The organism is Pseudogulbenkiania subflava DSM 22618 (genome assembly GCF_900177275.1).
Classification (GTDB): domain Bacteria; phylum Pseudomonadota; class Gammaproteobacteria; order Burkholderiales; family Chromobacteriaceae; genus Pseudogulbenkiania; species Pseudogulbenkiania subflava.
Window position 1 is genome coordinate 199,189 of sequence record NZ_FXAG01000004.1, and the last position, 23,585, is coordinate 222,773.

Consider the following 23,585-nt stretch of genomic DNA (forward strand, 5'->3'; position numbering starts at 1 on the left):
TCAACGCTTGAGCCGTTTCAGCCCGGCCAGCACCACCAGCCAGTAGCCCGCGTAGGCCACCAGCATCGCCACCGCCGGCTGCGCGCGATAGCCGGTCAGCGCCGCCACCGTACCGCCAAAGCGGGTGGAATCGTCCAGCAGCGCCGAGGTATCCCACACCGAACCGGACCAGGCCTGCAGCCAGCCCATGCCGATCATCTTGTCGATCCCGGTCACCAGCAAGGCGCCGGCCAGCATCAGCAACATGATTTCGGTCACGCGGAAGAACAGCCGCCACGACAGATACTTGCCGCCCTGCTGCAGCAGCCAGAAGGTCAGGTAGGCCAGGCCGAAACCGGCCGCCGTCACGCCGAGGAAGCTGGCCAGCCCGGTATTGGCGATATCGCTGCCCAGGCCGTACAGGAACACCACCGTTTCGGCGCTTTCACGCGCCACCGCCAGCATCACCACCACGAACATGCCCCACCAGTTGGCGCTCGATGCCGTCTTCGCCATCTCGCCTTCCAGTTCGCTCTTGAGCTTGCGTCCGTGCTTGCGCATCCAGAACACCATCTGCACGATCAACACCGCCGCCACCAGCACCATCGCGACCTGAAAATACTCCAGCGCCCCTTCCGGCAGGCTGCTCTCCAGCACCAGCATCACCCCGGCCAGCGCCCCGGCCAGACCGAGTCCGGCAGCAACGCCGCCCCACAGGTAGCGGCCGCCCTGAGCCACGTAGCCGCTGGTCTTCAGCCAGGTATGCAGAATGCCGACCACCAACAGGGCCTCGACGCTTTCACGCCAGATGATGAACAGGGCGTTGAACATGATGTGTTCCTTCTCTCAATACAAAACGGCGAACCCGAAGCATCCGCCGCCTCAGACGACGGTGAAGCTTATTTGGCGACGATGGTGCCCTTGGCCTTGTCTTCGTTGTACTCGTCGACAAAGTTGTAGGTGCCGGCCTTCAGCGCGGCAAAGCTGACGCTAACCGATTTGCCCGCGGCCACCACCTTCTCCTTATGCAGCTGCTTGCTCTCGAACTCGGCCGTCTTCTTGGTCTGGTTGTTCACCGTCACCTTGAACGGCTTGCCTGCCGGCACCTCCAGAGAGGCGGGCTCGAAGCCCTTGTCGGTCAGGTTCAGGGTAAAGCTGTCGGCAGCGGCAGCATAGCTGGAAACAGCGAAGACCATCAGGGCAGAAGCAAGCAGGGTACGCATAGTGGGAGTCGACTCCGTGTTGTGTAGTAACCGGTTAATGATAACCGTTTTTATTCCTTTTTGAGAACAGGTAATACTCCGACCATCACATCGCCAGCACCGAACACACCCGACCCCTGCCCTCCGAGGCTTGCCGCATCTACCTTCATGACAATCGCTTCAACCCAGGCTTGCTCTCCGGGCTCCCGACACAGCGTTGTCCCGGCACAACAGGCACTTGACCGCTCTGGTACAATGTTCTTTTTGCCTTCGACGCTACAGGTTTATGACCACCATGCTGAACCTCTACAACACCCTGACCCGACAGAAAGAAGTCTTCAAACCGATCACGCCCGGCAAAGCCAGCATGTACGTGTGCGGCATGACGGTGTACGACTACTGTCACCTCGGTCACGCCCGCATGGTGGTGGTGTTCGATATGGTGGCGCGCTGGTTGCGCGCCAGCGGCTACGATCTGACCTACGTGCGCAACATTACCGACATCGACGACAAGATCATCAAGCGTGCCGCCGAGAACGGCGAGCCGATCCAGGCGCTGACCGCCCGCTTCATCGACGCCATGAACGAGGACTTCGACGCGCTCGGCGTCATCCACCCCGATTTCGAGCCGCGCGCCACCGAGCACGTACCGGGCATGATCGCGCTGATCGAGACGCTGATCGGCAACGGCCGCGCCTACCCCGCGCCGAACGGCGACGTGTACTACGCGGTGCGCGAGTTCCCCGGCTACGGCAAGCTGTCCGGCAAGAGCCTGGAAGACCTGCGTGCCGGCGAACGCGTCGACGTCGACGTCAACAAGCGCGACCCGTTCGACTTCGTGCTGTGGAAGGCCGCCAAGCCGGGCGAGCCGTCCTGGCCGAGCCCCTGGGGCGAAGGCCGCCCGGGCTGGCACATCGAATGCTCGGTGATGAGCGAACACCACCTGGGCGAGCACTTCGACATCCACGGCGGTGGCGCCGACCTGCAGTTCCCGCACCACGAGAACGAGATCGCCCAATCGGAAGGCGCGCACAACCACGACTTCGTCAATTACTGGCTGCATAACGGCTTCATCCGCGTCGACAACGAGAAGATGTCCAAATCGCTGGGTAACTTCTTCACCATCCGCGAAGTGCTCGAGAAGTACGATGCCGAAGTGGTACGCTTCTTCATCTTGCGCGCCCACTACCGCAGCCCGCTCAACTACTCCGACGTCCACCTGGACGACGCCAAGCAGTCGCTAACGCGCCTCTACACCGCGCTGAAGCACGTGGCAGCGACCGAGGTCACCATCGACTGGGAAGAAAACGACTACGCGCGCCGCTTCAAACTGGCGATGGACGACGACTTCAACACAGTCGAGGCCATGGCCGTGCTGTTCGATCTGGCCGGCGAAGTCAACCGCGGCGAATCCGCCGCACAGGCCGGCCTGCTGAAAGCGCTGGGCGCAGTGCTTGGCCTGCTGCAGCGCGACCCGCAGGAATTCCTGCAGGGTGGCACAACCGGAGCGGAGCTGTCCGCCGACGCCATCGAGGCGCTGATCCAGGCCCGCCGCGACGCCCGCACCGCCAAGAACTGGGCGGAAAGCGACCGCATCCGCGACGAACTGGCCGCCAAAGGCGTGATCCTGGAAGACGGGGCACAGGGCACGACCTGGCGCCGTGCCTGATTGGGTAGGGCGGAAACCCGCAAAGCGGGCGTTCCGCCGTATCATCGCCACGGCCAACGGAGGCACGGCGGATCGCCCCATTCCTTCGCGATGCTTCGCGTCGCTCATCCAGGGGCATCCGCCCTACCGCCTGAAACAGCCCCGAGTGCTAACTCACTACGTGACCCCGCCTCCTTGCGCTTGTCAAGTCCAGTCAAAGGGCGGATAATCTTGTGTTTCGACAAGCGGTACAGGCAAAACCCCTGTGCCCGATTTGAAAGGGAACCACGATGAAAACCGATATTCACCCGAATTATCACGACGTGAACGTGACCTGCTCCTGCGGCAACCAGTTCGTGACCAAGTCGACCATGGCCAAAGACAACTTCACGATCGAAGTTTGCTCCCAGTGCCACCCGTTCTACACCGGCAAGCAGAAGATCGTCGACACCGCTGGCCGCGTGGACAAGTTCAACCAGAAGTTCGGCAACTTCTTCAAGCGCTAAGCGCTTCGGGATTGCCCCTTCGGGTAGAAAAAAGGCAGCTTGCGCTGCCTTTTTTGCATTCTGCCTTCCAATGCCTGATCCGACAGAGGCCGAGCCGGAAGCGATCCCACCATGAACGATGATGACAAGGACGCACCACCGTGCCGACGCCAAGCCGATGCCGGCCTCAGTGCCTTTAGCCATCCCGCCAATGCTCGAAGCGCGTAGCCGTAGCCGCCCGCTGAAATGGGCGCTAAGCTACTGCCTTTGACCGCGCCCTTCCCGCTCCCGCATGCTGACGTACACTCCGGACTCCGACTCCCGTCTCGCCCAACCGACCGAGAAGCCCTGGCTTCTGCTGCTGCTGACCTTCGTCTGGCTCTGGCCCGGCATCTTGGGCCACGACCCGTGGAAACCCGACGAGCCCTACGTCCTGGCGGTGGTCGAAGGCATGCTGCGTCACCACCAGTGGCTGCTGCCCTCCATCCAGGGGCTGCCGTACCTGGAGTCCCCGCCGCTGTATTATTGGGTCGCGGCCGGTTTTGCCCGGCTGTTGTCGCCCTGGGCCCTACCCCTGCACGATGCCGCCCGGCTCGCCACGCCGTTCTTCATGGCGATCGGGCTGACGCTGGCCGGTCTGGCCGGACGCGAACTGATCGGCCGGCGCCACGGCCGTAGCGTGGTACTGATCCTGATCGGCTGCATCGGCCTGATCGCGACCGGCCACCAGATGAACACGGCGGTCGCCGGCTTTGCCGGCTTTGCCGCGGCCTTCTACGCACTGGTGCTGACGCTGCGCTCCCCGGGCCTGGCCGGGGCCATCCTGGGAGCCGCCACCGCGACGGTATTCCTCTCGGCCAGCCTGCTCGAGGTAACCTTGATCTGGCTGGTGGCAATCCTGCTGCCGGCGTTCAGCGCCTGGCGCAGCCAACGCTACCTGATCACCCTGCTCATGGGCCTGATACTGGCCCTGCCGCTGATGATGATCTGGCCGATGATGCTGGCCAAGGCGCAACCGGCGGTATTCGCCGCCTGGTGGCAAGGACACGCGCTAGGGCCGCTCAACGGCTTCGGCCACATCGGCGTCTTCCACGATTTCGGCTACTACCCGCTGGTCTCGTTGTGGTACACCTGGCCCGCCTGGCCGCTGGCTGCCTGGACGCTGTACCGGCGCCGCCATCTCGACAAGCCGGTGCTGCAACTACCTCTGATGTTCTTCGGCGTGGTAATGATCCTGCTGACGCTCTCCACCCGCCAAAACTCCGAGTACGCCCTGCCGATGCTGCTGCCGATGGCGATGCTGGCCGCGGTCGAGCTCGACACCCTGAAGCGCGGTGCCGCCGCGTTCCTGAACTGGTTCGGCCTGATGACCTTTGGCTTTTTCGGGCTATTGATCTGGGCCGGCTGGGCGGCGATGAACTTTGGCTGGCCAGAACGACTGGCGCAACGTGCCAAGTACTTCAGCCCCTACTACGAGCCGTCGGTCTCGACACTGGCCGCGCTGTGCGCGCTGTTCGCCACGCTGGTCTGGCTGTGGGCGGTAACACGCCGCAACCTGCGCGGACGGCAGGCGGTCACCAACTGGGCCGCCGGCATCACGTTGTTCTGGGGACTGGCGATGAGCCTGTGGCTGCCCTGGCTGGATGCGGCCAAGAGCTATCGGCCGGTAGTGGTGAGCATGATGCGTGCGCTGCCTGCCGACGCGCGCTGCGTGGCCACCGAGCGCGACAACCTGCTGACGCGACTGAGCTGGCACTACTTCGGCGGCCTGACGCTGACCCCGTACGCTCCCGGTCGCCCCGTTCCCTGCCACTACCTGCTGGTCAGCCGCACTCCGGCCGAAGGGCTGGCCGAACCGGGCTGGCAGATGCTGTGGCAAGGCAGCCGACCACGCGAGAAAAGCGAGATCTTCGGACTGTTCCGCCGCTCGCCGCCACAATGAGCCGACGGAGAATCCCCGGCGGCAAACATGACCACCCTCCCCACCACCGTGGGTTGCTGGGAGCCTTGCTCGCCTCCGGCAAGCATGCAAAAAAGCGGCGCTGTCGAAGCGCCGCTTTTCTTTCCGGACCACAAGCCCGGATACGTGGATGCAAAACCCGGGGCCTAAACCTGACTCATTGCTTCAGGGCCAGAATCCACTCGACCAGTTTCCTGGCATCCGCCTCCTTGATAGCCACCGCGTTGGGCGGCATCGCAAGCCCGCTCACCTTGCCTTTCCAATGGCTGGCGTAGGGGTTGGAGCCCTCCATCACGGTTTTCAGCAGCTTTTCCGAGATGCCTTCCTGGCCCTTGTAGCGGGTAGCCACGTCCTGCCACGCGGGACCGATCGGCGCCACGCCTGCCGGCCCTGGCTGACCAGACTCGATACTATGACAGGCGACACAGCCGCTGGTGGCGGCCAGCTGTTTCATCGCCACGTCCTGCTTGGCATCGGCCCATGCGCTGCCATGGGCGGCGAACAACAACATGGCAACGGGAACGACTCTGCGTAGTGGGAACATGTTGACCTCCGATCAGTGAAATGGCTTCGACTCCCATAGTGAGCCCACACCGACCGCGCTCTATTGACATGCGTCAACGAATCATTTTTCCCCATTCGCCTATAACGACTTACCCTCCTGACAAAGAAATGGCGGCCCCACGGGGCCGCCATTTTACTAATGCGGATGAGCCAACAACCTATTTTAGTAGGCGAGCGAGCCAAAGCAGGTTGAGGGCTGTCGGAGCACAGGAACCGGACTGGACATGTAGTCCATGAGGATTCCTGCTCGCTGAGTGAATTACTGCGTGCAAATCTATCGCTGAGCAAATCTAAAGATTTGCACGCAGTGATTGGCTCAGCGATAAATTCACACGCAGTCCACCGGCACTCAAGATGCAAAGGCGTAGCCGCCTAATGAAATAGGTTTTTACTTCGCCCAGGAATCCTTCAACCCTACCGTCCGGTTGAATACCGCCTTGACGCCCGGCTGGTGCTCGTAGCGGTCGGTGACGAAGTAGCCGAGGCGCTCGAACTGGTAGCGCGTTTCCGGCGCGGCCTTGAGCACCACGTCTTCGACGTAGGCGGTCACAGTTTGCAGCGAATGCGGGTTGAGGAACTGGCGGAAGTCGACGTATTCGCCATCCTCGCCACGCACCGCATCCGGACGCGGCTCGGTAAACAAGCGATCGTACAGCCGCACATCGGCTTCGATGGCATGTTCGCACGACAGCCAGTGGATCACGCCCTTGACCTTGCGCCCTTCCGGGTTCTTGCCCAGCGTGTCATGGTCGATCGAGCACTTGAGTTCGACCACCTTGCCGTCGGCATCCTTGATCACTTCGTCGCACTTGATCACGTAGGAATAGCGCAGCCGCACTTCGCCGCCGGCGGTGAGGCGCTGCCACTTCGGCGGCGGCACCTCGGCGAAGTCGTCGCGCTCGATGTAGATCTCGCGCGAAATCGGCACTTCGCGCTCGCCGAATTCCGGGTGGTGCGGGTGGAACGGTGCGCTGCGGCTGGCGGTGACGCCTTCCTCGAAGTTGGTCAGCGTCACCTTGATCGGGTCGAGCACCGCCATCACGCGCGGCGCCTCGGCTTCCAGCGTCTCGCGCACGGCGCCTTCCAGCACGCTCATATCGATAATGTTCTCGCCCTTCGACACGCCGATACGCTGGGAGAACAGGCGGATGCCGGCCGGGCTGAAGCCGCGGCGGCGCATGCCTTCGATGGTGGGCATGCGCGGGTCGTCCCAGCCCGTCACCAGGCCGTCGTTCACCAAGGCCTGCAGCTTGCGCTTGGAGGTCAGTGCGTACAGCAGTTCCAGGCGCGAGAATTCATACTGGCGCGGATGGCAGCCGATGCTGATGTTGTCGAGCACCCAGTCGTACAACGGGCGGTGGTCTTCGAACTCCAGGGTGCACAGCGAGTGGGTAATATTCTCGATGGCGTCGGAGATGCAGTGGGTGTAGTCGTACATCGGGTAGATGCACCACGTGTCGCCGGTACGGTGGTGATGGGCGCGGCGGATGCGGTAGATCACCGGATCGCGCATGTTGACGTTGCCCGAGCTCATGTCGATCTTCAGGCGCAGCGTCTTGCTGCCGTCCGGGAACTCACCGTTCTTCATGCGCGTGAACAGGTCGAGGTTTTCCTCGACACTGCGGTCACGGTATGGGCTGTTCTTGCCAGGTTCGGTCAGGCTGCCACGGTAGGCGCGCATTTCCTCGGCGTTGAGGTCGCAGACGAAGGCCTTGCCGGCCTTGATCAGTTCCACCGCATAGTCGTACAGCGGCTGGAAATAATCGGAGGCGTAACGCACTTCGCCATCCCACTTGAAACCCAGCCAGGACACGCTGTCCTTGATGGACTGCACGTATTCGTCGGATTCCTTCTCCGGGTTGGTGTCGTCCATGCGCAGGTTGCACTTGCCCTGGTAGTCTTCGGCCAGGCCGAAGTTCAGGCAGATCGATTTGGCGTGGCCGACGTGCAGATAGCCGTTCGGCTCCGGCGGGAAGCGCGTCACGATCGAGGCGTGCTTGCCCGAGGCCAGGTCCTCGTCGATGATGTTGCGGATGAAGTTGCTGACAACGGGTGCGTTGTTTTCCGTACTCATGTGATGAATGTCTAGCGGTTCGGTTAATTCAATGGTCCGATTGTACCCGATTTAGCGTCGATATTCCGAATGCACCGGGCGTAGCGCGCCGGGAACAGGCCGTTTTCCGCGGCGCCCGCAGCGTCCTGCCACCGGCTTCGGCCAACCCTGCCCCGCCCCCCAAAAACCCGCCTGAACATGGGGTTATGCCCTTGAAAAACAATCAAATTTACTGATCTACGCGGGCAAAATCTGGCACAATGCGCGTCAACCGAATAATCGCACGTACCATGACCACCGTTTCCGCCCCCGTAAAACCGATCACCTCCTACCGCAAATTCTGGGCCCAACGCTTCGGCACCGCACCGTTTCTGCCGATGACCCGGGCCGAAATGAACGAGCTGGGCTGGGATTCCTGCGACATCATCATCGTCACTGGTGACTGCTACATCGACCATCCCAGCTTCGGCATGGCGCTGGTGGGCCGTCTGCTGGAGACGCAGGGCTTCCGTGTCGGCATCATCGCCCAACCGGGCTGGCACTCGGCCGACCCGTTCCGCGAACTGGGCCGCCCCAACCTGTTCTTCGGCGTCACCGCCGGCAACATGGACTCGATGATCAACCGCTACACGGCGGACCGCAAACCGCGCTCGGACGACGCCTACACCCCGCACGCCGAGGCGAATAAGCGTCCGGACCGCGCGGTGACGGTGTATGCGCAGCGCTGCCGCGAGGCCTATCCGGGCGTGGGCGTAATGATCGGCAGTATCGAGGCGTCGCTGCGCCGCATTGCGCACTTCGATTACTGGAGCGAGAAGGTGCGCCAGTCGGTGCTGGTCACCTCCAAGGCCGACCTGCTGCTGTTCGGCAACGCCGAGCGCGCGCTGGTGGAAGTGGCGCACCGTGCCGCCGCCGGCGAGAAGCTGTCGGAGATCCGCGACGTGCGCGGCACCGCCTTCATGGCTCCGCATGGCTGGATGCCGGGCGACGACTGGCAGATGATGGACTCCACCACGCTGGACCAGCCGGGCAAGGTCGAGGCGCATCAGAGCCCGTACGAGATGGTGCCGGAGAAGGAAGAGGCCAGCTGCGCCAGCGGCAAGGACAAGGCCCCCACCGCCGCCCAGCCGATCACGTTCATGCCGCTGCAGGAACGCGTGGCGGCGCGCAAGGCGCAGCGCGCCAAGACCGTGGTGCGCATTCCGGCCTACGAGGCGGTGGCGCACGACCCAGTGCTGTACGCCCACGCCAGCCGCATCCTGCATCTGGAATCCAACCCCGGCAACGCCCGTGCCCTGGTGCAGCTGCACGGCGAGCGCGACGTGTGGCTCAACCCGCCGCCGATTCCGCTCACCACCGAGGAAATGGACCACGTGTTCGGCCTGCCCTACGCGCGCAACCCCCACCCCTCTTATGGCAAGGCGCACATCCCGGCATGGGAGATGATCAAGTACTCGGTCAACATCATGCGCGGCTGCTTCGGCGGCTGCACTTTCTGCTCGATCACCGAGCACGAAGGCCGCATCATCCAGAGCCGTTCGGAAGAGTCGATCCTGAAGGAACTCGAGGAGATCCGCGACAAGACCGACGGTTTCACCGGCCACATCTCGGACCTGGGCGGCCCCACCGCCAACATGTACCGGCTCGCCTGCAAGGACAAGAAGATCGAGACGTCCTGTCGCAAGCTGTCCTGCGTCTACCCGGACATCTGCGAAAACCTGGGCACCGACCACAGCCACCTGATCCAGCTCTACCGCAAGGCGCGTGCGCTGCCGGGCATCAAGAAGATCAACATCCAGTCCGGCCTGCGCTACGACCTGGCGGTACGCTCGCCGGAATACATCAAGGAACTGGTGACGCACCACGTCGGTGGCTACCTGAAGATCGCCCCGGAACACACCGAGGAAGGCCCGCTGTCCAAGATGATGAAGCCGGGCATGGGCGCCTACGACAAGTTCAAGGAGCTGTTCGAGCGCTTCAGCCGTCAGGCCGGCAAGGAACAGTACCTGATCCCCTACTTCATCGCCGCCCACCCGGGCACCAGCGACGAAGACATGATGAACCTGGCGCTGTGGCTGAAGAAGAACAACTTCCGCCTCGACCAGGTGCAGACCTTCACGCCGACGCCGATGGCGATGGCCACCACCATGTGGCACACCCGGCGCAACCCGCTCAAGCGCCTGGCGCGCAGCTCGGAGAAGGTCGACGTGGTGCGCGACGGCTACCGCCGCAAGCTGCACAAGGCCTTCCTGCGCTACCACCACCCGGACAACTGGCACATCCTGTACGAGGCGCTGATCAACATGGGCCGCCAGGACCTGATCGGCTACGGCAAGCATCATTTGATTCCACCGACGCCGCCCAAGGGCGCCGAGGACAAGGGCAAGCGCTTCAACGTGGCGCGCACCGCGCACCATCCGACACAGCGCTTCCAGGACGCCCCGCCACGCGGGCGAGCCCCGGCCGCGCGTGGCAAGCCCGCCGTCACCAGCGGTGCCAAGCCGGGCGGCAAGCCCCCTGCCAAGCCGGCCTCGCGCCAGGCAGCGGCGAGCAGCGGCAATGCCAAGCCGCGCGGCCGACGCTAAGCCCCCCTGACAAAGCCCCGCGTTGTTCACACGCGGGGCTTTTTATCGTCCTAATATGGCCAGGGCGCTCCCGCCCTAACGCCCCTCCCGCCCCAGCCGGCGCATCGTTTCCAGCCACCGACCGCGTTGCTCGCCATCCTCCGCCTCGACCATGCCGATCAGGCTGTCTCGAATCGGCCCGATGCCGGAAAAGCTGAGGATGCTGCGCTTCAGGCTCTTGAGACCGTGAGCGCCGAAATACCAGCGGTAGATCAGCGCCGGCATGCCCATGGTAACGACGATACGGGCCGATTTGCCGCTCAGGCGCTTATGCCATCCCTTGCCATTGGACAGGTCGAAGGCGAACTGCGGACGGAACACCTGCTCCAGGAAAGCCTTCAACAAGGCCGGCATGGTGCCCAGCCACAGCGGGTAGACGATGACGACGTGCCCGGCCCCGGCGATGCTCTCCTGCGCCTGCCGGATTGCTTCGACGGGCGTCCCATTATCGAACTCCTCCTTGGAGCGCAGCAGCGGGAAGTCGAGCGTGGCCACCTCGACCAGCCGGACCTCGTGCCCGGCCTCGCGCCCGCCTTGCACGTAGGCCTCGGCCAGCGCATGGCAGAAGTGGCCACCTGCGGGGTCGGGATGTCCCTGGATGACGAGGATGCGTTTGCTCATGCCCTCCAGCATGCCACACAAGGCCCATGACAAAAAGCTGACGCAAGACGAACAGGCCCCCGTGGGCGCCTGTTTTGCTCCCACGCCACCTGTCGCTCTGCATGCAACATGACGCACAATACCCTCTTGACCCTCACGCAAGGTGAGGCTCCAACATGACATCAGCACAGAAGAGGAGAGAGACGATGCCGCTCAAAGTCGGCGAATTGGCCAAGCGCACGGGGCTGACCGTGCGTGCCTTGCACCACTACGACAGCATCGGCCTGCTCAAACCTTCCGCGCGCTCCGACAGCGGCTACCGCCTGTACAACCAGGCCGACATCGCCCGGCTATACCGCATCCAGTCCTTGCAGCGGCTGGGATTCGCGCTGGCCGAGATCGGAGCCATGCTGGCCGGCGACGGCACGCCCCTGCCGCAACTGATCGAACAACAGATCGCGGCGCTCGACCTGCAGATCACCCAGGCCTGCGCACTACGCTCGCGCCTGGCAACGCTGCAGCAGACGCTCGCGGCCGATCAGGAGCCGACGCTGGCCGATTGGCTGAACACACTGGAGCTGATGACCATGTACGACAAATACCTGACCACCCAACAGGCCGAAACCCTGCGCCAGCGCAAGGCCAAACTCGGCGACCACTACGATGCCACCTGGCGCGTGCTCACCGATCAGGTGCGCGCGCTGATCGCCGCCAAGGTGCCCCCGCAGGCGGCCGAGGCGCAAGCCCTGGCGCAGCAGTGGACGGCCCACACCCAGACGCTGGTGCACGGCGACGAGAACCTGCTGATCAAGCTCGATGCCATGCACCGCAACGAGCCGGCGCTGCAGGCGCAAAGCGGCATCGACGAAGCGGTGCTGGAATACATCGGCCAGGCCATGACCGAAGTACGCATGCCGATCTACGCCAAGTATTTCGACGCGGACGAGATGGCACGCCTGCGCCGCAACTTCCGCCGACACATGGCCGAATGGCCCAGGCTGGTAGGCGTGGTGCGTGCGGCGATGGATAGCGGTCTGACGCCGGATCACCCGGATGCACACGAGCTGGGGGCACGCTGGCAAGCCTTGTCCGATGCCACGTTCTGCACCGATGAGCCGGCCATGCGCGACAAATTCCTGCAGGCCGTGCGCAACGAACCGTCTCTGATGCTCAATACCGGCATCGACTGCGACATGATCAACTTCGTCATCACGGCGCAGGGCAAGCAGCGAGCCTGAAACCTCGTCCGGAACCGCTCTGGCGGTTTCGGGCTACAATGGTCGTTCAACCATTCGGGAGCACCGGCATGCTGAAAATCTGGGGACGGCTCAACTCGCTCAACGTCAAGAAGGTAGTATGGTGCGCGGCGGAACTGGGGCTGCCGTTCGAGCGCATCGACGCCGGCGGCCCGTTCGGCGGGCTCGACACGCCGGACTTCCTGGCTCGCAACCCGAACGGTACCATCCCACTGATCGACGATGACGGTTTCACCCTGTGGGAATCGAACGCCATCGTGCGCTATCTGGCCGCCAAGTACGGCCACGGCAGCCTTTATCCGGACGATCTGCAACAGCGCGCCGACGCCGACCGCTGGATGGACTGGCAGGCCACGGTATTCAACCCGGCCCTGGTACCGGCGATCTACAACCTGCTGCGCGTGGCGCCCGAACAGCGCAACCAGGAAGCGATCGACACCGCACGCGTGAAGGTCGATCGGCTGGCCGGCCTGCTTGAGCAGCACTTGACGGGACGAACCTGGCTGACCGGCGAGCGCTTCACCATGGCCGACATCGCGCTCGGCTGCAGCGTGCATCTCTGGCTCAACCTGCCGCTGGAACGCACGCCCCGCTCGGAGCTGGAGCGCTGGTACACCGCCTTGCGCGCCCGCCCGGCCAGCGCGGAAGCGCTGCGCTTGCCGCTCTCCTGAGCGTTGTCGCGAGCCCGCCCGTCAACAGGCCAGAGGGGCGCAAGAGCATCAACGCCCCATTTCCCCCTGCCGACCCCCACACAAAAAAAACAGCAGCCCGCAGGCTGCTGTCGTCTCCGGGCGGCAAGCCGCTCAGTAGGTGTAGAACATCTGCTGGATCTTCTTGGTGTCGTTGGTCTTGGTCATGGCCAGCATCAGCAGGATGCGGGCCTTCTGCGCGTTCAGCGTGTCGGACGCCACGAAATCTTCCTTGTCGTCGTTCACTTCGCCGTTGCGGGCGATGATGCCGGAACCCACGCGCGAGCTGCGTACCACGATGACGCCTTTCTGGCGGGCTTCGCGGAAGGCCGGCAGCATCTGCGCGGCCATGCTGCCGTCACCCACGCCGGCCTGGACGATACCCTTGGCTCCGGCGGCCACCTGGGCGTCCAGCGCCACGCGGTTCATGTTGGCGTAGCCGTAAACGATGTCGACCTGCGGCAGCTTGTCGAGCTTGCTGATGTCGAACTCGGTTTCGGCGGTGTGCTTACGCACCGGCAGGCGGTAGAAGTGCGGCTTGTTGTCCTGCATGTAGCCGAGGAAGCCCAGATCCGGCGTCTTGAAGGTGTCGGCGGTGGAGGTGTTGGTCTTGCTGACGTCGCGACCGGCGTTGATCTGGTCGTTCAACGTCACCAGTACACCCTTGCCGGAGGCGTCCTTGCTGCCGGCAAGCAGCACGGCGTTGTACAGGTTGATCGGGCCGTCGGCGCTGATCGCGGTGGACGGGCGCATGGAGCCGACGATCACCACCGGCTTCTTGCTCTTCACCGTCAGGTCGAGGAAGTAGGCGGTTTCTTCAATAGTATCGGTGCCGTGGGTGATCACCACGCCGTCGACGTCCTTCTGCGCCAGCAGTTCATTGACGCGCTTGGCGAGCTTCAGCCAGACATCGTTGGTCATACTTTCGCTGGCGATCTGCACCACCTGCTCGCCACGCACGTTGGCGACCTTCTTGAGCTCAGGCACGCTTTCGATCATCTTGTCGACGCCGACCTTGGCGGCGGTATAGCCGATGGTGGTGGTGGTGGAAGCGCCGGTGCCGGCGATGGTGCCGCCGGTGGCCAGGATCACCACGTTGGGCAGCTTGGCCGGTGCAGCCTCTTCGGCGTGGGCGAAGGAAAAGACGGCGGAGCAAGCCAGCAGGGCGGCAGCACGAGCAAAGCGTTTATCGGAAAACATGTTTTCTCCTTTGGTGATTATCGCGGCCAGGGCGTCTTTCGCCACGGCCTTATAGATGCGGGGTCGCCGGTGCCGCCTCAGCGGCGGCAGGCCGGACGGCCTCGGCAAGCGGCGCAGGTTCTTGCGACCTGCTGCCATGTTCTAGCCCGGGTCGCTATAGAGCAGGAATCGGACCAGCCCTCCGCCAGGCAAGCACAACCCCAACCATTTGATTTTTATTGAATAAATATCGACAGCCACGGCAAACAGACGGAATGCCGTACTTTGCCCGCCACCAGCACCCGGAAATCCGAACGCCACACCACTGTTGGATGCCCACTGCCGGCGGCTGCCAGCTTGGGTTTTAACCACGTTTCTGTGACAATCAGCCCCTCTCGGGCCGGGGCGCCAAGTAACCATCGCCTTTGCCCGCCAAAACATGGCGTCAACGGCCGCCGTTGCCGTCCGCCACTCACAAGCCATAGCCAGGACCAAAGCGATGACACACGCCGCCATGGAGTATCGACGATGACCACGACAGCAACAGGCCCGAGCCGCAACGTGGCCATCGTCGGCGGCGGTCCGGCCGGACTGATGGCGGCCGAGGTGCTGAGCCGGCAAGGCGTACAGGTCGACGTCTACGACGCCATGCCCTCGGTCGGGCGCAAGTTCCTTCTGGCCGGCGTCGGCGGCATGAACATCACCCACTCCGAGCCGGCCGAGCCGTTCCTGACGCGCTATGGTGCCCGCAGCGAGCAGTTGCGGCCCTGGCTGCAGGCTTTCGGCGGTGTGGAACTGCGTGAATGGGTGCACGGCCTGGGCATCGACACCTTTGTCGGCTCGTCCGGACGGGTGTTTCCCACCGCGATGAAAGCCGCTCCGCTGCTACGCGCCTGGTTGCAGCGCCTGCGCGAGGCGGGGGTACGCATCCACGTGCGCCACCGCTGGCAGGGCTGGAACGACGACGGCGCCCTGCTGCTGAGCACGCCCGAAGGCGACAAGACGGTACGCGCCGACGCAGTCTTGCTGGCGCTGGGCGGCGGCAGCTGGGCCAAGCTGGGCTCGGACGGGGCGTGGCTGCCAAGGTTGGCCGAACGCGGCGTCGAAGTCAGCCCGCTGGTGCCGTCCAACTGTGGCTTCGACGTCGGCTGGAGCGAGCACTTCCGCAGCCGGTTTGCCGGCGAGCCGCTGAAATCGGTGGCGCTGAGCTTCACCGACGCGGACGGCCGCGAGCAGCGCAAGCAGGGTGAGTTCGTGGTCACCGAGGGCGGCGTCGAGGGCAGTCTGATCTACGCCTTTTCCGCCCAGCTGCGCGACGCCATCGCCGCGCACGGCAGCGCCACCATCCACCTCGACCTGGCACCGGGCAAGGACCTGGCGCGCATCACCGCGGAGGTGGCCCACCCGCGCGGTTCACGCTCCCTGTCCAGCCATCTGCAAAGCCGCGCCGGGCTGAAGGGCGTCAAGATGGGGTTGCTGCGCGAGTGCCTGGACAAGGACACCATGAACGACCCGCAGCGACTGGCGGCGGCGATCAAGGCGCTGCCGGCCAAGCTCGTCGCGCCGCGCCCGCTCGACGAGGCCATCAGCAGCGGCGGTGGCGTCACCTTTGCCGCGCTCGACGAGCGTCTGATGCTGCGCCAACTGCCCGGCGTGTTCTGCGCCGGCGAGATGCTGGACTGGGAAGCCCCGACCGGCGGCTACCTGCTCACCGCCTGCTTCGCCAGCGGCCGCGCCGCCGGATTGGGGATGTGGGAGTGGCTGCAGATGCGCCGCCCCGTCTGAAACGAAGGAAACGCCATGCTCTATCTCTACGCTCCGCAGGATGCCGAACAGCTGGCGCCGCTGCTGCGCCAGGCACTACCCAATATCGACCTGGCGGTGTGGCCGCAGCAGGTAGACGACACGGCCGTGCGCTACGCCGTGGTGTGGAATCCGCCGGAAGGGTTTTTCACCCGCTTTTCCCGGCTCGAGGCGGTGTTCGCACTCGGAGCCGGGGTGGACCGCCTGCTCGCCCGTGCCGACCTGCCGGCGACGCTGCCCGTGATCCGCCTGACCGACGCCGGCATGGCGCAACAGATGGCGGAGTACGCGCTGTACGGCGTGCTGCGCTACCAGCGCCAGTTCGATGTCTACCAGCGGCAGCAGGCCGAACGCCGCTGGCAGCCGCAACCGCCCCGGCTGGCGCACGAGATCCGTGTCAGCGTGCTGGGGCTGGGCGCCATCGGCGCGGTGGTCGCCACCACGCTGGCCGGACTGGGCTACACCGTGTCCGGCTGGAGCCGCAGCCCGCGCGAGCTGCCCGGCGTCGCCTGCCGGCACGGCAGCGCAGCGCTGGACACGCTGCTGGCCGAGACCGACGTGCTGGTGGGCGTGCTGCCGTCCACCCCGGAAACGCGCGGCCTGCTCGACCGCGATCGGCTGGTTCGGCTACCCCATGGCGCGGCGCTGATCAACGCCGGCCGCGGCGACCAGCTCGACCAGGCGGCCCTGCTCGATCTGCTCGATGCCGGCCAGTTGCGCTTTGCCCAGCTCGATGTGTTCGCCAGCGAACCGCTGGCCGCGGAGCACCCGCTGTGGGTGCACCCGAGCGTGACCGTCACCCCGCATATCGCCGCCATCACCCTGCCCGGCCCGGCGGCGCAGCAGATCGCCGCCAACCTGCGGGCGCTGCGGAGCGGGACAGCGCCGGAAGGGTTGGTCGACCGGCGACGGACCTATTGAGCGGACAGAAAAAAACCCGGCAGCGAAAGACTCGCGCCGGGTCCGGAGACCGGAAATCAAGAGGAGGAGAAAAACTCAGTTTGCCGCGCTCGGCAGCGGCACCAGCCGGCGTAGCCGCAGCGCGATGCCAAGGCACAACAGCAGGCCGCCCGACAGCGCCAGCACCACCCCGCCCCAGCCACCGCTGCTCCACATCAGGCCCGAGGCCGAGCCCAGTCCGCTGCCGCCCAGGTAGTAGCAACTCAGGTACAGCGCCGAGGCCAGGCCGCGCGCCCGGCTGGCACGGCGGCCGATCCAGCTGCTCGCCACCGAGTGCGCGCCGAAGAAACCGAAGGTGAACACGGCGATGCCCGGCACCACCAGCCACAGCGTGCCGGCCAGCGTCAGCGTCAGCCCGGCCAGCATCAGGCTCACCATGACCCACAACACGTTGCGCCGCCCCAGACGGTCGGCCAGCCGCCCCACCCAGGCCGAGCTCCACATCCCCACCACGTACAGCAGGAACACCGCGCCGACCGCGCTCGGCGACAGGTTGAACGGCGCCAGCGCCAGGTGGTAGCCGAGGTAGTTGTACAGGCTGACGAAGCAGCCCATCAGCAAAAAGGCCGTGGCGAACAACCAGGGCAGACCATCATCGGCCAAGTGCAGCCGCAGGTTGCCGCGCACCTCGCCCAGCACCAGCCGCGCCGGGCGAAAATGCCGCGACGGCGGCAGGCAGCGCCAGAACACGACGGCGGACACCAGCCCGAACAGGCCCAGCACCGCCACCGCCTCGCGCCAGCTGGCCCATTCGCTCATCAGCGACAGGAAAAAGCGCCCGCTCATGCCCCCCAGCGCGTTGCCGGCGATGTACAGCCCCATCGACTGCCCCAGCGAGGCCGGCTCGATTTCCTCGCTCAGATAAGCCATCGCCACCGCCGGAATGCCGGCCAGCGCGATGCCCATCAGGGTGCGCAGCAGCAGCAGCTGGCCGAAACTGCCGGCAAATGCCGCCAGCAGCGTCAACAGCGCGGCCAGGCCGAGCGACAGGTTCATCACCGGTTTGCGGCCGTAGCGGTCGGCCAAGAGGCTCATCGGGATCAGCGCCACGGCCAGCGCGCCGGTCGCGGCCGAGACCACCCCGCTGGCCGCCGCCGGCGACAGGCCGAAGTCGTGCGAGAACATCGGCATCAGCGGCTGCATGCCATACAGCGAGGAGAAGGTGGCGAAGCCGCCGAAGAACATGCCCCAGCTGGTGCGGCGGAAGGCGGGGGTGCCGGCACGCAGGCGCTCATGGGCGGGGGCGGGAGCGGGAGCGGGAAAAACGGTGGCGCGGGATACGACTAAGGCATCGGAAGACATGATCAAAACTCGGCTGGCGGCCCCGGTCAGGGGCTGGATAACCGAATGCTAGGACTGGACAAACCGCCAGTCCAATATATATTTAATCGTTGATTAATACGTAAAAGATATCACGTGGAACTGCGCCACCTGCGTTACTTCGTCGTCGTCGCGGAAGAGCTCAACTTCACCCGCGCCGCCGAACGCCTGCACATCGCCCAGCCGCCCTTGAGCCAGCAGATTCGCGCGCTGGAAGAACAACTGGGGGTTGCCCTGTTCGAGCGCAGCAAGCGCCGCGTGGCGCTGACCGATGCCGGAGAGCGCTACCTACAGCACGCCCGGCGCATCCTGGCGGAGGTGGAACAGGCCGCCGACGATGCCCGCCGCGCCGCGCGCGGCGAGGTGGGCGAGCTGCGTGTCGGCTTCACCTCCTCGCTGCCGTTCACCAGCCTGTTGCCCGGGCTGATCTCCGACTATCGCCGCCACTACCCGCAGGTGCAGCTGACGCTGCGCGAGATGTTCACTGCGTTGCAGTTCGAAGCCCTGCGCGCAGAGCGCCTGGACATCGGCTTCGTCCGTTTCCACGGCAAGGAAAACCCGCCCGACCTGCAGCTGCGCGAGATCCACCGCGACCCGCTGCGGCTGGTGATCAACGCCAGCCATCCGCTGGCCGCGCAGGCCCACGCGTCGCTGGAACAGTTGCGCGACGAGAGCTTCATCATCTATCCGGCTGGCGCCGGCACCGGGCTCAACGTCCAGGTGCGCCAGCTTTGCCTGGCGGCCGGCTTCGAACCGAGGATCGTGCAGGAAGCGCGCGAGGCCACCACCCAGATCGGGCTGGTGGCGGCGGGCCTCGGCGTGGCGCTGCTGCCCTCGCCGCTGGAGTGCGTGAAGATGCCGGGGGTGCGCTACCTGCCGCTCAGCGACGAGGGGGCGTACCTGTCGCTGGGGCTGGCGACGCGCCCCGGGCCCGTTCCGCCGTTGCTGGCGGGCTTTCTGGATTGCCTGCAGAACCGCAAGGAGATGGCGCCGATCAAGCACCGCCCGTGACGCGGCGTTGCCGCGCCGGGTTTCTCAATCGGAAACGAGCCTGATCTCGATGCCCAAGGCCCGCCCCAGCCCCGCCGGCTGGACGAGAAGGTCGGCCAGGGTATGGCGCGACAATTCGCCGTAAAAGGCTTCCTGGGCCGCATGCAGCACGCTCATCAGGCGGCACGCCGAGGCGATGCGGCACTGCGAGTGCTGGGGATCGAAACACTCGACCAGCACGTTGTCGGACTCGGCCGCGCGCACCAGCTTGCCGAGGTTGACCTGCCGCGGTTCGTCCGCCAGGCGCATCCCTCCGCCCTTGCCGCGTACCGTGGTGAGATAGCCATGCTGGCCGAGAAAAAATACCACCTTGGTCAGGTGGCTGGCGGAAATGCCGTACGCCTGGGCGATCTCGTTGATCGTCACCAGGCGCTCGCCCGCCAACGCGCTGTACATCATCACGCGCAGGCAGTAGTCGGTAAAAGCCGTCAGTCGCACGATCGGGGCCGTTCCATGGGGTTGTTCAATCAGGCTCGCTCGGTGGGAGTGGAGCCCGCATTCTATCTGGCCTTCAACACCCCGACAGCGGGTGTCAGCTTGATTCTGGCATACGATAGAGGCATACAGGGCGCGGCAACAGCCCGCTCTTGATGTATCTCAAGCGAATCCATGATAACTCATAAGATTCATTTACGGTGAATGTTATGAGGTATAAGATTCATTTCACGCGAATCTTATACCTCAAGGAGTTCTCTGCCATGGCTTTCACCGTCAAAAACAACATCCGCTGGGTTGGTAAACAGGATTGGGAACTGCGTGAATTTCACGGCAGCGAATACAGCACCCATCGCGGTTCCAGCTATAACAGCTACCTGGTCAAGGAAGAAAAGATTGCCCTGATCGATACCGTCTGGGCGCCTTACGCCGAAGAATTCGTCGCCAATCTGGCCAAGGAGGTGGACCTCGGCGCCATCGACTACATCATCGCCAACCATAACGAGATCGACCACAGCGGCGCCTTGCCGGCACTGATGGCACGCATTCCCGACACGCCGATCTACTGCACTGCCAACGGCGTCAAATCGCTACGCGGCCACTACCACCAGGACTGGAATTTCCAGATCGTCAAGACCGGGGACAGCCTCGACCTCGGCAACGGCAAGCAACTGGTGTTTGTCGAGATGCCGATGCTGCACTGGCCGGACAGCATGGCCACCTATCTGACCGGCGACGCCGTGCTGTTCAGCAACGATGCCTTCGGCCAACATTATGCCAGCGCCCAGATGTTCAACGACCAGTGCGACCCGGTCGAACTGCAGGAAGAATGCATCAAGTATTACGCCAACATCCTGACCCCGTTCAGCCCTCTGGTGACCCAGAAGATCCACGAGGTTCTGGCACTGAACCTGCCGATCGACATGATCGCCACCAGCCACGGCATCATCTGGCGCGACAAGCCGACCCAGATCGTCGAGCAGTACCTGAAGTGGGCCGACAACTACCAGGAGAACCAGATCACCCTGGTCTACGACACCATGTGGAACGGCACCCGCATGATGGCCGAGGCGATTGCCGAAGGCATCCGCAAGGCGGACCGGGATGTCGTGATCAAGCTGTTCAACCTCTCCAACAGCGACAAGAACGACGTCCTCACCCACGTGTTCAAGTCCAAGGCCATTCTGGTCGGCAGCCCGACCGTCAACAACGTGATGTTGCCGCATGTTGCCGCCCTGCTCGAGGAAATGACCGGCTTGCGCTTCAAGAACAAGGCGGCAGCCTCCTTCGGCACCCACGGCTGGAGCGGTGGTGCGGTAGAACGTATCGCCAAGCGCCTGGACGATGCCGGTTTCCGCGTGCTCAACCCGGGCATCGCCGCCGAATGGCGCCCGAACGACGATGCCCTCGCCCAGGGGGTGCGTTTTGGCGAGGCGTTCATCGAGCAGCTGGGCAGCACCGGGCAGAATACGGCGGAGGCCAGCGCAGCGTGTTCATGCAGCGGCAAGATGCGCTGCAAGACCTGCTCGTGGATTTACGACCCGCAACAGGGGGAAGCGGCCCAGGGGGTCGCCGCCGGCACCGCCTGGCAGGACGTGCCCGAGACCTTCCTCTGCCCGGTGTGCTTCATGGGCAAGAACGACTTTGTCGCCGCATAAACGACGGCCTCCGGAGAAAACACGATGAAAAAGCCCCTCGTCATCATCGGCAGCGGCCATGCCGGCTACACGCTGGCCCGGGCGTTCCGCCAGCACGATGCCACCACGCCGGTCGTCGTCCTCACCGAGGATGGCGGCGAACACTACCCCAAGCCGCAGCTGAGCCACGGCTTCGGCCATCAGACCAGCGCCGAACGGCTCACCCTGAACAGCGCCACCGGCATGGCCGCCGAATTGAAGGTTATGGTGAGGCCGCATACCCGGGTCAGCGCGATTGATTTCGCCGCCCAGAAGGTCTTGGCCGGGGAGGTACAGATTCCGTACAGCGACCTTGTCTTGGCAGTGGGGGCCGAGCCGTTCGTGCCGCCCGTCGGCGGCGACGCGGAGCAGGACATCCTGACTCTGAACAACCTGGAGCAGTACCGGCGTTACCTCGACCGGCTCAACCAGAGCGAACACGTGCTGGTCATCGGGGGCGGCCTGATCGGCACCGAAATCGCCCACGACATCGCCCAGCACAAGCGCGTCACGCTGGTGGATATCGGCAGCCGCCTGCTGGAGCGGCTGGTGCCCGAGGTAGTCAGCCAACGCCTGCACAGCGTCATGGACCAGGTCACGCTGCGCTTCGGCACCGGGGTGGAGCGGGTCGACCGGGCCCAGCAGGGCTACCGCGTGACGCTGAGCGATGGCGATACGCTGGCGGTGGACGCCGTGGTCTGCGCGGCGGGCCTGAAGCCGCGGCTGGAGCTGGCGGCCGGGCTGGAGACGCGGCGCGGCATCGTCGTCGACGCCTACCTGCGCACCTCGCAACCCCAGGTCTACGCGCTGGGGGACTGCGCCGAAATCGAGGGGCAGATCCTGCCCTTCCTGCAGCCGATCACGCTGTCGGCCAACGCGCTGGCCAGCACGCTGGCCGGCACGCCGACACCGGTCCGTTTCGGCCCCCTCCCGGTGGCGGTGAAAACGCCGCGCTACCCGATCCAGCTAGCCGGGGTCACCCAGGACAACACCCTCGACTGGCAGATCAGCGAGGGGGACGACGGGCTGACCGCCCTCGCCCATCGCGACAGCCAGTTGGTCGGCTACGTGACCACCGGTTCCCGCAACGGTTTCAGCCTGTTGCCCAGATTGGCACGCTGAGGCGGCGGCAAGGAAAGGGGAAAACGGGGCCCGCATCAAGCCGATGCGGGTTGTCGGCTACGCCCCGGAACAGGGCCCACGGCAGCCGCGCCGCAATGACCGGCAGCAAGAAGGCCACGAGGAAGTCGGCCTGCCGCTCGCCGGCCTCGGAGCCTGTTTACGATCTCGCGAGCTAGAGCGAGACCAGGCAAAAACGGCTAATGAGCATTCCGAAGACGTTTTTAACGCCGTATCGCCGGAGCGCAGCAGATCGTAGACAGGTTCTCAGGCTGCGAGGTAGCGACCCGGCTTGTGGTTGACGGCGAGGATCAGGTTGAGCGCCACCGCGCCCAGCACCGACACCAGCACCGCCAGCGGGTTCACCACCCACAGCGCCGCGCTGACGATGCAAACGTCGATCGCCATCTGCAGCTTGCCGGCGCGGATGCCGTACTTGTCCTGCAGGTAGAGCGTAACGATGTTGATGCCGCCCAGGCTGGCCTGGTGGCGGAACAGCATCAGGAAACCGGCGCCCATCAGCAGACCGCCGACCACGCCGGCGTAGAACGGGTTGAGGCCATCGATGTGGATGAAACGCGACTGCAGCTCGGAGAACAGCGACAGCAGCAGCACCGCGCAGAAGGTCTTTACCGTGAAGCGCCAGCCCATGCGCTTGATGGCGAGGTAGTAGAACGGCAGGTTGATGACGAAGAACACCTGGCCGAAGCTCAGCGGCGTGGCGTAGTGGATCAGAAAGGCCAGGCCGGCGGTGCCGCCGGTGAGCAGTTTGGCCTGGGCGAACAGCGCGACGCCGAGCGAGATGAACAGCGTGCCGATCACGATCGCCTGAACGTCTTCGAGCAGGGTGTGCCGTGCCACGCGCTGCGAGTGCTCCATGATGAATCCTTGCGGGGAAAAGGCAGAACGGCCTGCCGGCCACCGTCGTCACCCTCTGGCGGCGCGAAGACACGATGAAGCGCCTTACCCGCTACGACAGCAGC

20 protein-coding genes are annotated in these 23,585 nt (G+C 64.7%); 11 read left to right on the plus strand and 9 right to left on the minus strand.

Annotation, left to right across the window (positions count from 1 at the left end):
- Both B9N72_RS05600 and B9N72_RS05605 read right to left on the minus strand, forming a co-directional pair.
- Positions 1-810, minus strand: a complete 810-nt coding sequence (locus B9N72_RS05600; protein ID WP_014087931.1) for an FTR1 family iron permease — start codon at positions 808-810, stop codon at positions 1-3.
- A 68-nt stretch (positions 811-878) separates the two neighbouring features.
- The gene (locus tag B9N72_RS05605) at positions 879-1,202 is read right to left on the minus strand and encodes a cupredoxin domain-containing protein (RefSeq protein ID WP_085275443.1); all 324 of its coding nucleotides are present in this window, start codon (positions 1,200-1,202) and stop codon (positions 879-881) included.
- A gap of 274 nt (positions 1,203-1,476) precedes the next feature.
- Here B9N72_RS05605 and cysS point away from each other — a divergent pair, with 274 nt between their 5' ends.
- From cysS to B9N72_RS05620, 3 genes are all read left to right on the plus strand, one after another.
- On the plus strand, positions 1,477-2,850 hold the full coding sequence (gene cysS, locus B9N72_RS05610; RefSeq protein ID WP_085275534.1) for a cysteine--tRNA ligase: 1,374 nt from the start codon (positions 1,477-1,479) through the stop codon (positions 2,848-2,850).
- Between the two features lie 269 nt (positions 2,851-3,119).
- On the plus strand, positions 3,120-3,335 hold the full coding sequence (gene rpmE, locus B9N72_RS05615; RefSeq protein WP_085275444.1) for a 50S ribosomal protein L31: 216 nt from the start codon (positions 3,120-3,122) through the stop codon (positions 3,333-3,335).
- Between the two features lie 271 nt (positions 3,336-3,606).
- Positions 3,607-5,256 (plus strand): ArnT family glycosyltransferase, encoded by a 1,650-nt coding sequence (locus tag B9N72_RS05620; protein WP_085275445.1) that lies wholly within the window; start codon positions 3,607-3,609, stop codon positions 5,254-5,256.
- A gap of 175 nt (positions 5,257-5,431) precedes the next feature.
- On the opposite strand, the gene B9N72_RS05625 is transcribed toward B9N72_RS05620, so the two are convergent.
- Both B9N72_RS05625 and B9N72_RS05630 read right to left on the minus strand, forming a co-directional pair.
- Positions 5,432-5,818 (minus strand): c-type cytochrome, encoded by a 387-nt coding sequence (locus B9N72_RS05625; RefSeq protein WP_085275446.1) that lies wholly within the window; start codon positions 5,816-5,818, stop codon positions 5,432-5,434.
- A gap of 408 nt (positions 5,819-6,226) precedes the next feature.
- A complete protein-coding gene (locus B9N72_RS05630; RefSeq protein WP_085275447.1) occupies positions 6,227-7,912 on the minus strand; it encodes a glutamine--tRNA ligase/YqeY domain fusion protein in 1,686 nt (561 codons plus the stop codon).
- A 269-nt stretch (positions 7,913-8,181) separates the two neighbouring features.
- Here B9N72_RS05630 and B9N72_RS05635 point away from each other — a divergent pair, with 269 nt between their 5' ends.
- Positions 8,182-10,476 (plus strand): YgiQ family radical SAM protein, encoded by a 2,295-nt coding sequence (locus tag B9N72_RS05635; protein ID WP_085275448.1) that lies wholly within the window; start codon positions 8,182-8,184, stop codon positions 10,474-10,476.
- 75 nt (positions 10,477-10,551) lie between these two features.
- Here B9N72_RS05635 and B9N72_RS05640 read toward each other — a convergent pair whose 3' ends face one another.
- Positions 10,552-11,136 carry an NAD(P)H-dependent oxidoreductase gene (locus B9N72_RS05640; RefSeq protein ID WP_085275535.1) on the minus strand — a complete coding sequence of 195 codons (585 nt, stop codon included), beginning with the start codon at positions 11,134-11,136 and terminating at the stop codon, positions 10,552-10,554.
- A 185-nt stretch (positions 11,137-11,321) separates the two neighbouring features.
- Here B9N72_RS05640 and B9N72_RS05645 point away from each other — a divergent pair, with 185 nt between their 5' ends.
- Complete coding sequence (locus B9N72_RS05645) at positions 11,322-12,353, plus strand: MerR family transcriptional regulator (protein ID WP_159453019.1); 1,032 nt, start codon at positions 11,322-11,324, stop codon at positions 12,351-12,353.
- Positions 12,354-12,421: 68 nt separating this feature from the next.
- Complete coding sequence (locus B9N72_RS05650) at positions 12,422-13,042, plus strand: glutathione S-transferase family protein (protein WP_085275450.1); 621 nt, start codon at positions 12,422-12,424, stop codon at positions 13,040-13,042.
- A gap of 132 nt (positions 13,043-13,174) precedes the next feature.
- Here B9N72_RS05650 and B9N72_RS05655 read toward each other — a convergent pair whose 3' ends face one another.
- The gene (locus tag B9N72_RS05655; RefSeq protein WP_085275451.1) at positions 13,175-14,260 is read right to left on the minus strand and encodes a type II asparaginase; all 1,086 of its coding nucleotides are present in this window, start codon (positions 14,258-14,260) and stop codon (positions 13,175-13,177) included.
- Between the two features lie 507 nt (positions 14,261-14,767).
- On the opposite strand from B9N72_RS05655, the gene B9N72_RS05660 reads away from it, so the two are divergent.
- Positions 14,768-16,024, plus strand: coding sequence for a TIGR03862 family flavoprotein (locus B9N72_RS05660; RefSeq protein WP_085275452.1), 1,257 nt, complete (start codon positions 14,768-14,770; stop codon positions 16,022-16,024).
- Between the two features lie 15 nt (positions 16,025-16,039).
- The gene (locus B9N72_RS05665) at positions 16,040-16,963 is read left to right on the plus strand and encodes a 2-hydroxyacid dehydrogenase (protein WP_085275453.1); all 924 of its coding nucleotides are present in this window, start codon (positions 16,040-16,042) and stop codon (positions 16,961-16,963) included.
- Between the two features lie 75 nt (positions 16,964-17,038).
- Here the strand turns inward: B9N72_RS05665 and B9N72_RS05670 are convergent, their stop codons facing one another.
- Entirely contained in the window at positions 17,039-18,304 is a 1,266-nt protein-coding gene (locus tag B9N72_RS05670; protein WP_085275454.1) for an MFS transporter, read from the minus strand.
- A gap of 114 nt (positions 18,305-18,418) precedes the next feature.
- Here B9N72_RS05670 and B9N72_RS05675 point away from each other — a divergent pair, with 114 nt between their 5' ends.
- A complete protein-coding gene (locus tag B9N72_RS05675) occupies positions 18,419-19,333 on the plus strand; it encodes a LysR substrate-binding domain-containing protein (protein ID WP_085275455.1) in 915 nt (304 codons plus the stop codon).
- 24 nt (positions 19,334-19,357) lie between these two features.
- On the opposite strand, the gene B9N72_RS05680 is transcribed toward B9N72_RS05675, so the two are convergent.
- Entirely contained in the window at positions 19,358-19,810 is a 453-nt protein-coding gene (locus B9N72_RS05680) for an RrF2 family transcriptional regulator (protein ID WP_085275456.1), read from the minus strand.
- 260 nt (positions 19,811-20,070) lie between these two features.
- On the opposite strand from B9N72_RS05680, the gene norV reads away from it, so the two are divergent.
- Both norV and norW read left to right on the plus strand, forming a co-directional pair.
- Positions 20,071-21,465 carry an anaerobic nitric oxide reductase flavorubredoxin gene (gene norV / locus B9N72_RS05685; protein WP_085275457.1) on the plus strand — a complete coding sequence of 465 codons (1,395 nt, stop codon included), beginning with the start codon at positions 20,071-20,073 and terminating at the stop codon, positions 21,463-21,465.
- 24 nt (positions 21,466-21,489) lie between these two features.
- A complete protein-coding gene (gene norW / locus B9N72_RS05690; protein ID WP_085275458.1) occupies positions 21,490-22,605 on the plus strand; it encodes an NADH:flavorubredoxin reductase NorW in 1,116 nt (371 codons plus the stop codon).
- Between the two features lie 264 nt (positions 22,606-22,869).
- Here the strand turns inward: norW and B9N72_RS05695 are convergent, their stop codons facing one another.
- Positions 22,870-23,481 carry a YitT family protein gene (locus B9N72_RS05695; RefSeq protein ID WP_085275459.1) on the minus strand — a complete coding sequence of 204 codons (612 nt, stop codon included), beginning with the start codon at positions 23,479-23,481 and terminating at the stop codon, positions 22,870-22,872.
- Positions 23,482-23,585: the final 104 nt, after the last annotated feature.

What these genes read in the sequence shown, in the direction of transcription:
- B9N72_RS05620 (WP_085275445.1), top strand. Translation starts at nt 3,607, where the DNA reads ATGCTGACGTACACTCCGGACTCCGACTCCCGTCTCGCCCAACCGACC.
- B9N72_RS05645 (WP_159453019.1), top strand. Translation starts at nt 11,322, where the DNA reads ATGCCGCTCAAAGTCGGCGAATTGGCCAAGCGCACGGGGCTGACCGTG.
- B9N72_RS05605 (WP_085275443.1), bottom strand. Translation starts at nt 1,202, where the DNA reads ATGCGTACCCTGCTTGCTTCTGCCCTGATGGTCTTCGCTGTTTCCAGC.
- B9N72_RS05635 (WP_085275448.1), top strand. Translation starts at nt 8,182, where the DNA reads ATGACCACCGTTTCCGCCCCCGTAAAACCGATCACCTCCTACCGCAAA.
- rpmE (WP_085275444.1), top strand. Translation starts at nt 3,120, where the DNA reads ATGAAAACCGATATTCACCCGAATTATCACGACGTGAACGTGACCTGC.
- B9N72_RS05695 (WP_085275459.1), bottom strand. Translation starts at nt 23,481, where the DNA reads ATGGAGCACTCGCAGCGCGTGGCACGGCACACCCTGCTCGAAGACGTT.
- B9N72_RS05640 (WP_085275535.1), bottom strand. Translation starts at nt 11,136, where the DNA reads ATGAGCAAACGCATCCTCGTCATCCAGGGACATCCCGACCCCGCAGGT.
- B9N72_RS05660 (WP_085275452.1), top strand. Translation starts at nt 14,768, where the DNA reads ATGACCACGACAGCAACAGGCCCGAGCCGCAACGTGGCCATCGTCGGC.
- B9N72_RS05625 (WP_085275446.1), bottom strand. Translation starts at nt 5,818, where the DNA reads ATGTTCCCACTACGCAGAGTCGTTCCCGTTGCCATGTTGTTGTTCGCC.
- norW (WP_085275458.1), top strand. Translation starts at nt 21,490, where the DNA reads ATGAAAAAGCCCCTCGTCATCATCGGCAGCGGCCATGCCGGCTACACG.
- B9N72_RS05630 (WP_085275447.1), bottom strand. Translation starts at nt 7,912, where the DNA reads ATGAGTACGGAAAACAACGCACCCGTTGTCAGCAACTTCATCCGCAAC.
- B9N72_RS05670 (WP_085275454.1), bottom strand. Translation starts at nt 18,304, where the DNA reads ATGTCTTCCGATGCCTTAGTCGTATCCCGCGCCACCGTTTTTCCCGCT.
- B9N72_RS05665 (WP_085275453.1), top strand. Translation starts at nt 16,040, where the DNA reads ATGCTCTATCTCTACGCTCCGCAGGATGCCGAACAGCTGGCGCCGCTG.
- B9N72_RS05655 (WP_085275451.1), bottom strand. Translation starts at nt 14,260, where the DNA reads ATGTTTTCCGATAAACGCTTTGCTCGTGCTGCCGCCCTGCTGGCTTGC.
- B9N72_RS05650 (WP_085275450.1), top strand. Translation starts at nt 12,422, where the DNA reads ATGCTGAAAATCTGGGGACGGCTCAACTCGCTCAACGTCAAGAAGGTA.
- cysS (WP_085275534.1), top strand. Translation starts at nt 1,477, where the DNA reads ATGCTGAACCTCTACAACACCCTGACCCGACAGAAAGAAGTCTTCAAA.
- norV (WP_085275457.1), top strand. Translation starts at nt 20,071, where the DNA reads ATGGCTTTCACCGTCAAAAACAACATCCGCTGGGTTGGTAAACAGGAT.
- B9N72_RS05600 (WP_014087931.1), bottom strand. Translation starts at nt 810, where the DNA reads ATGTTCAACGCCCTGTTCATCATCTGGCGTGAAAGCGTCGAGGCCCTG.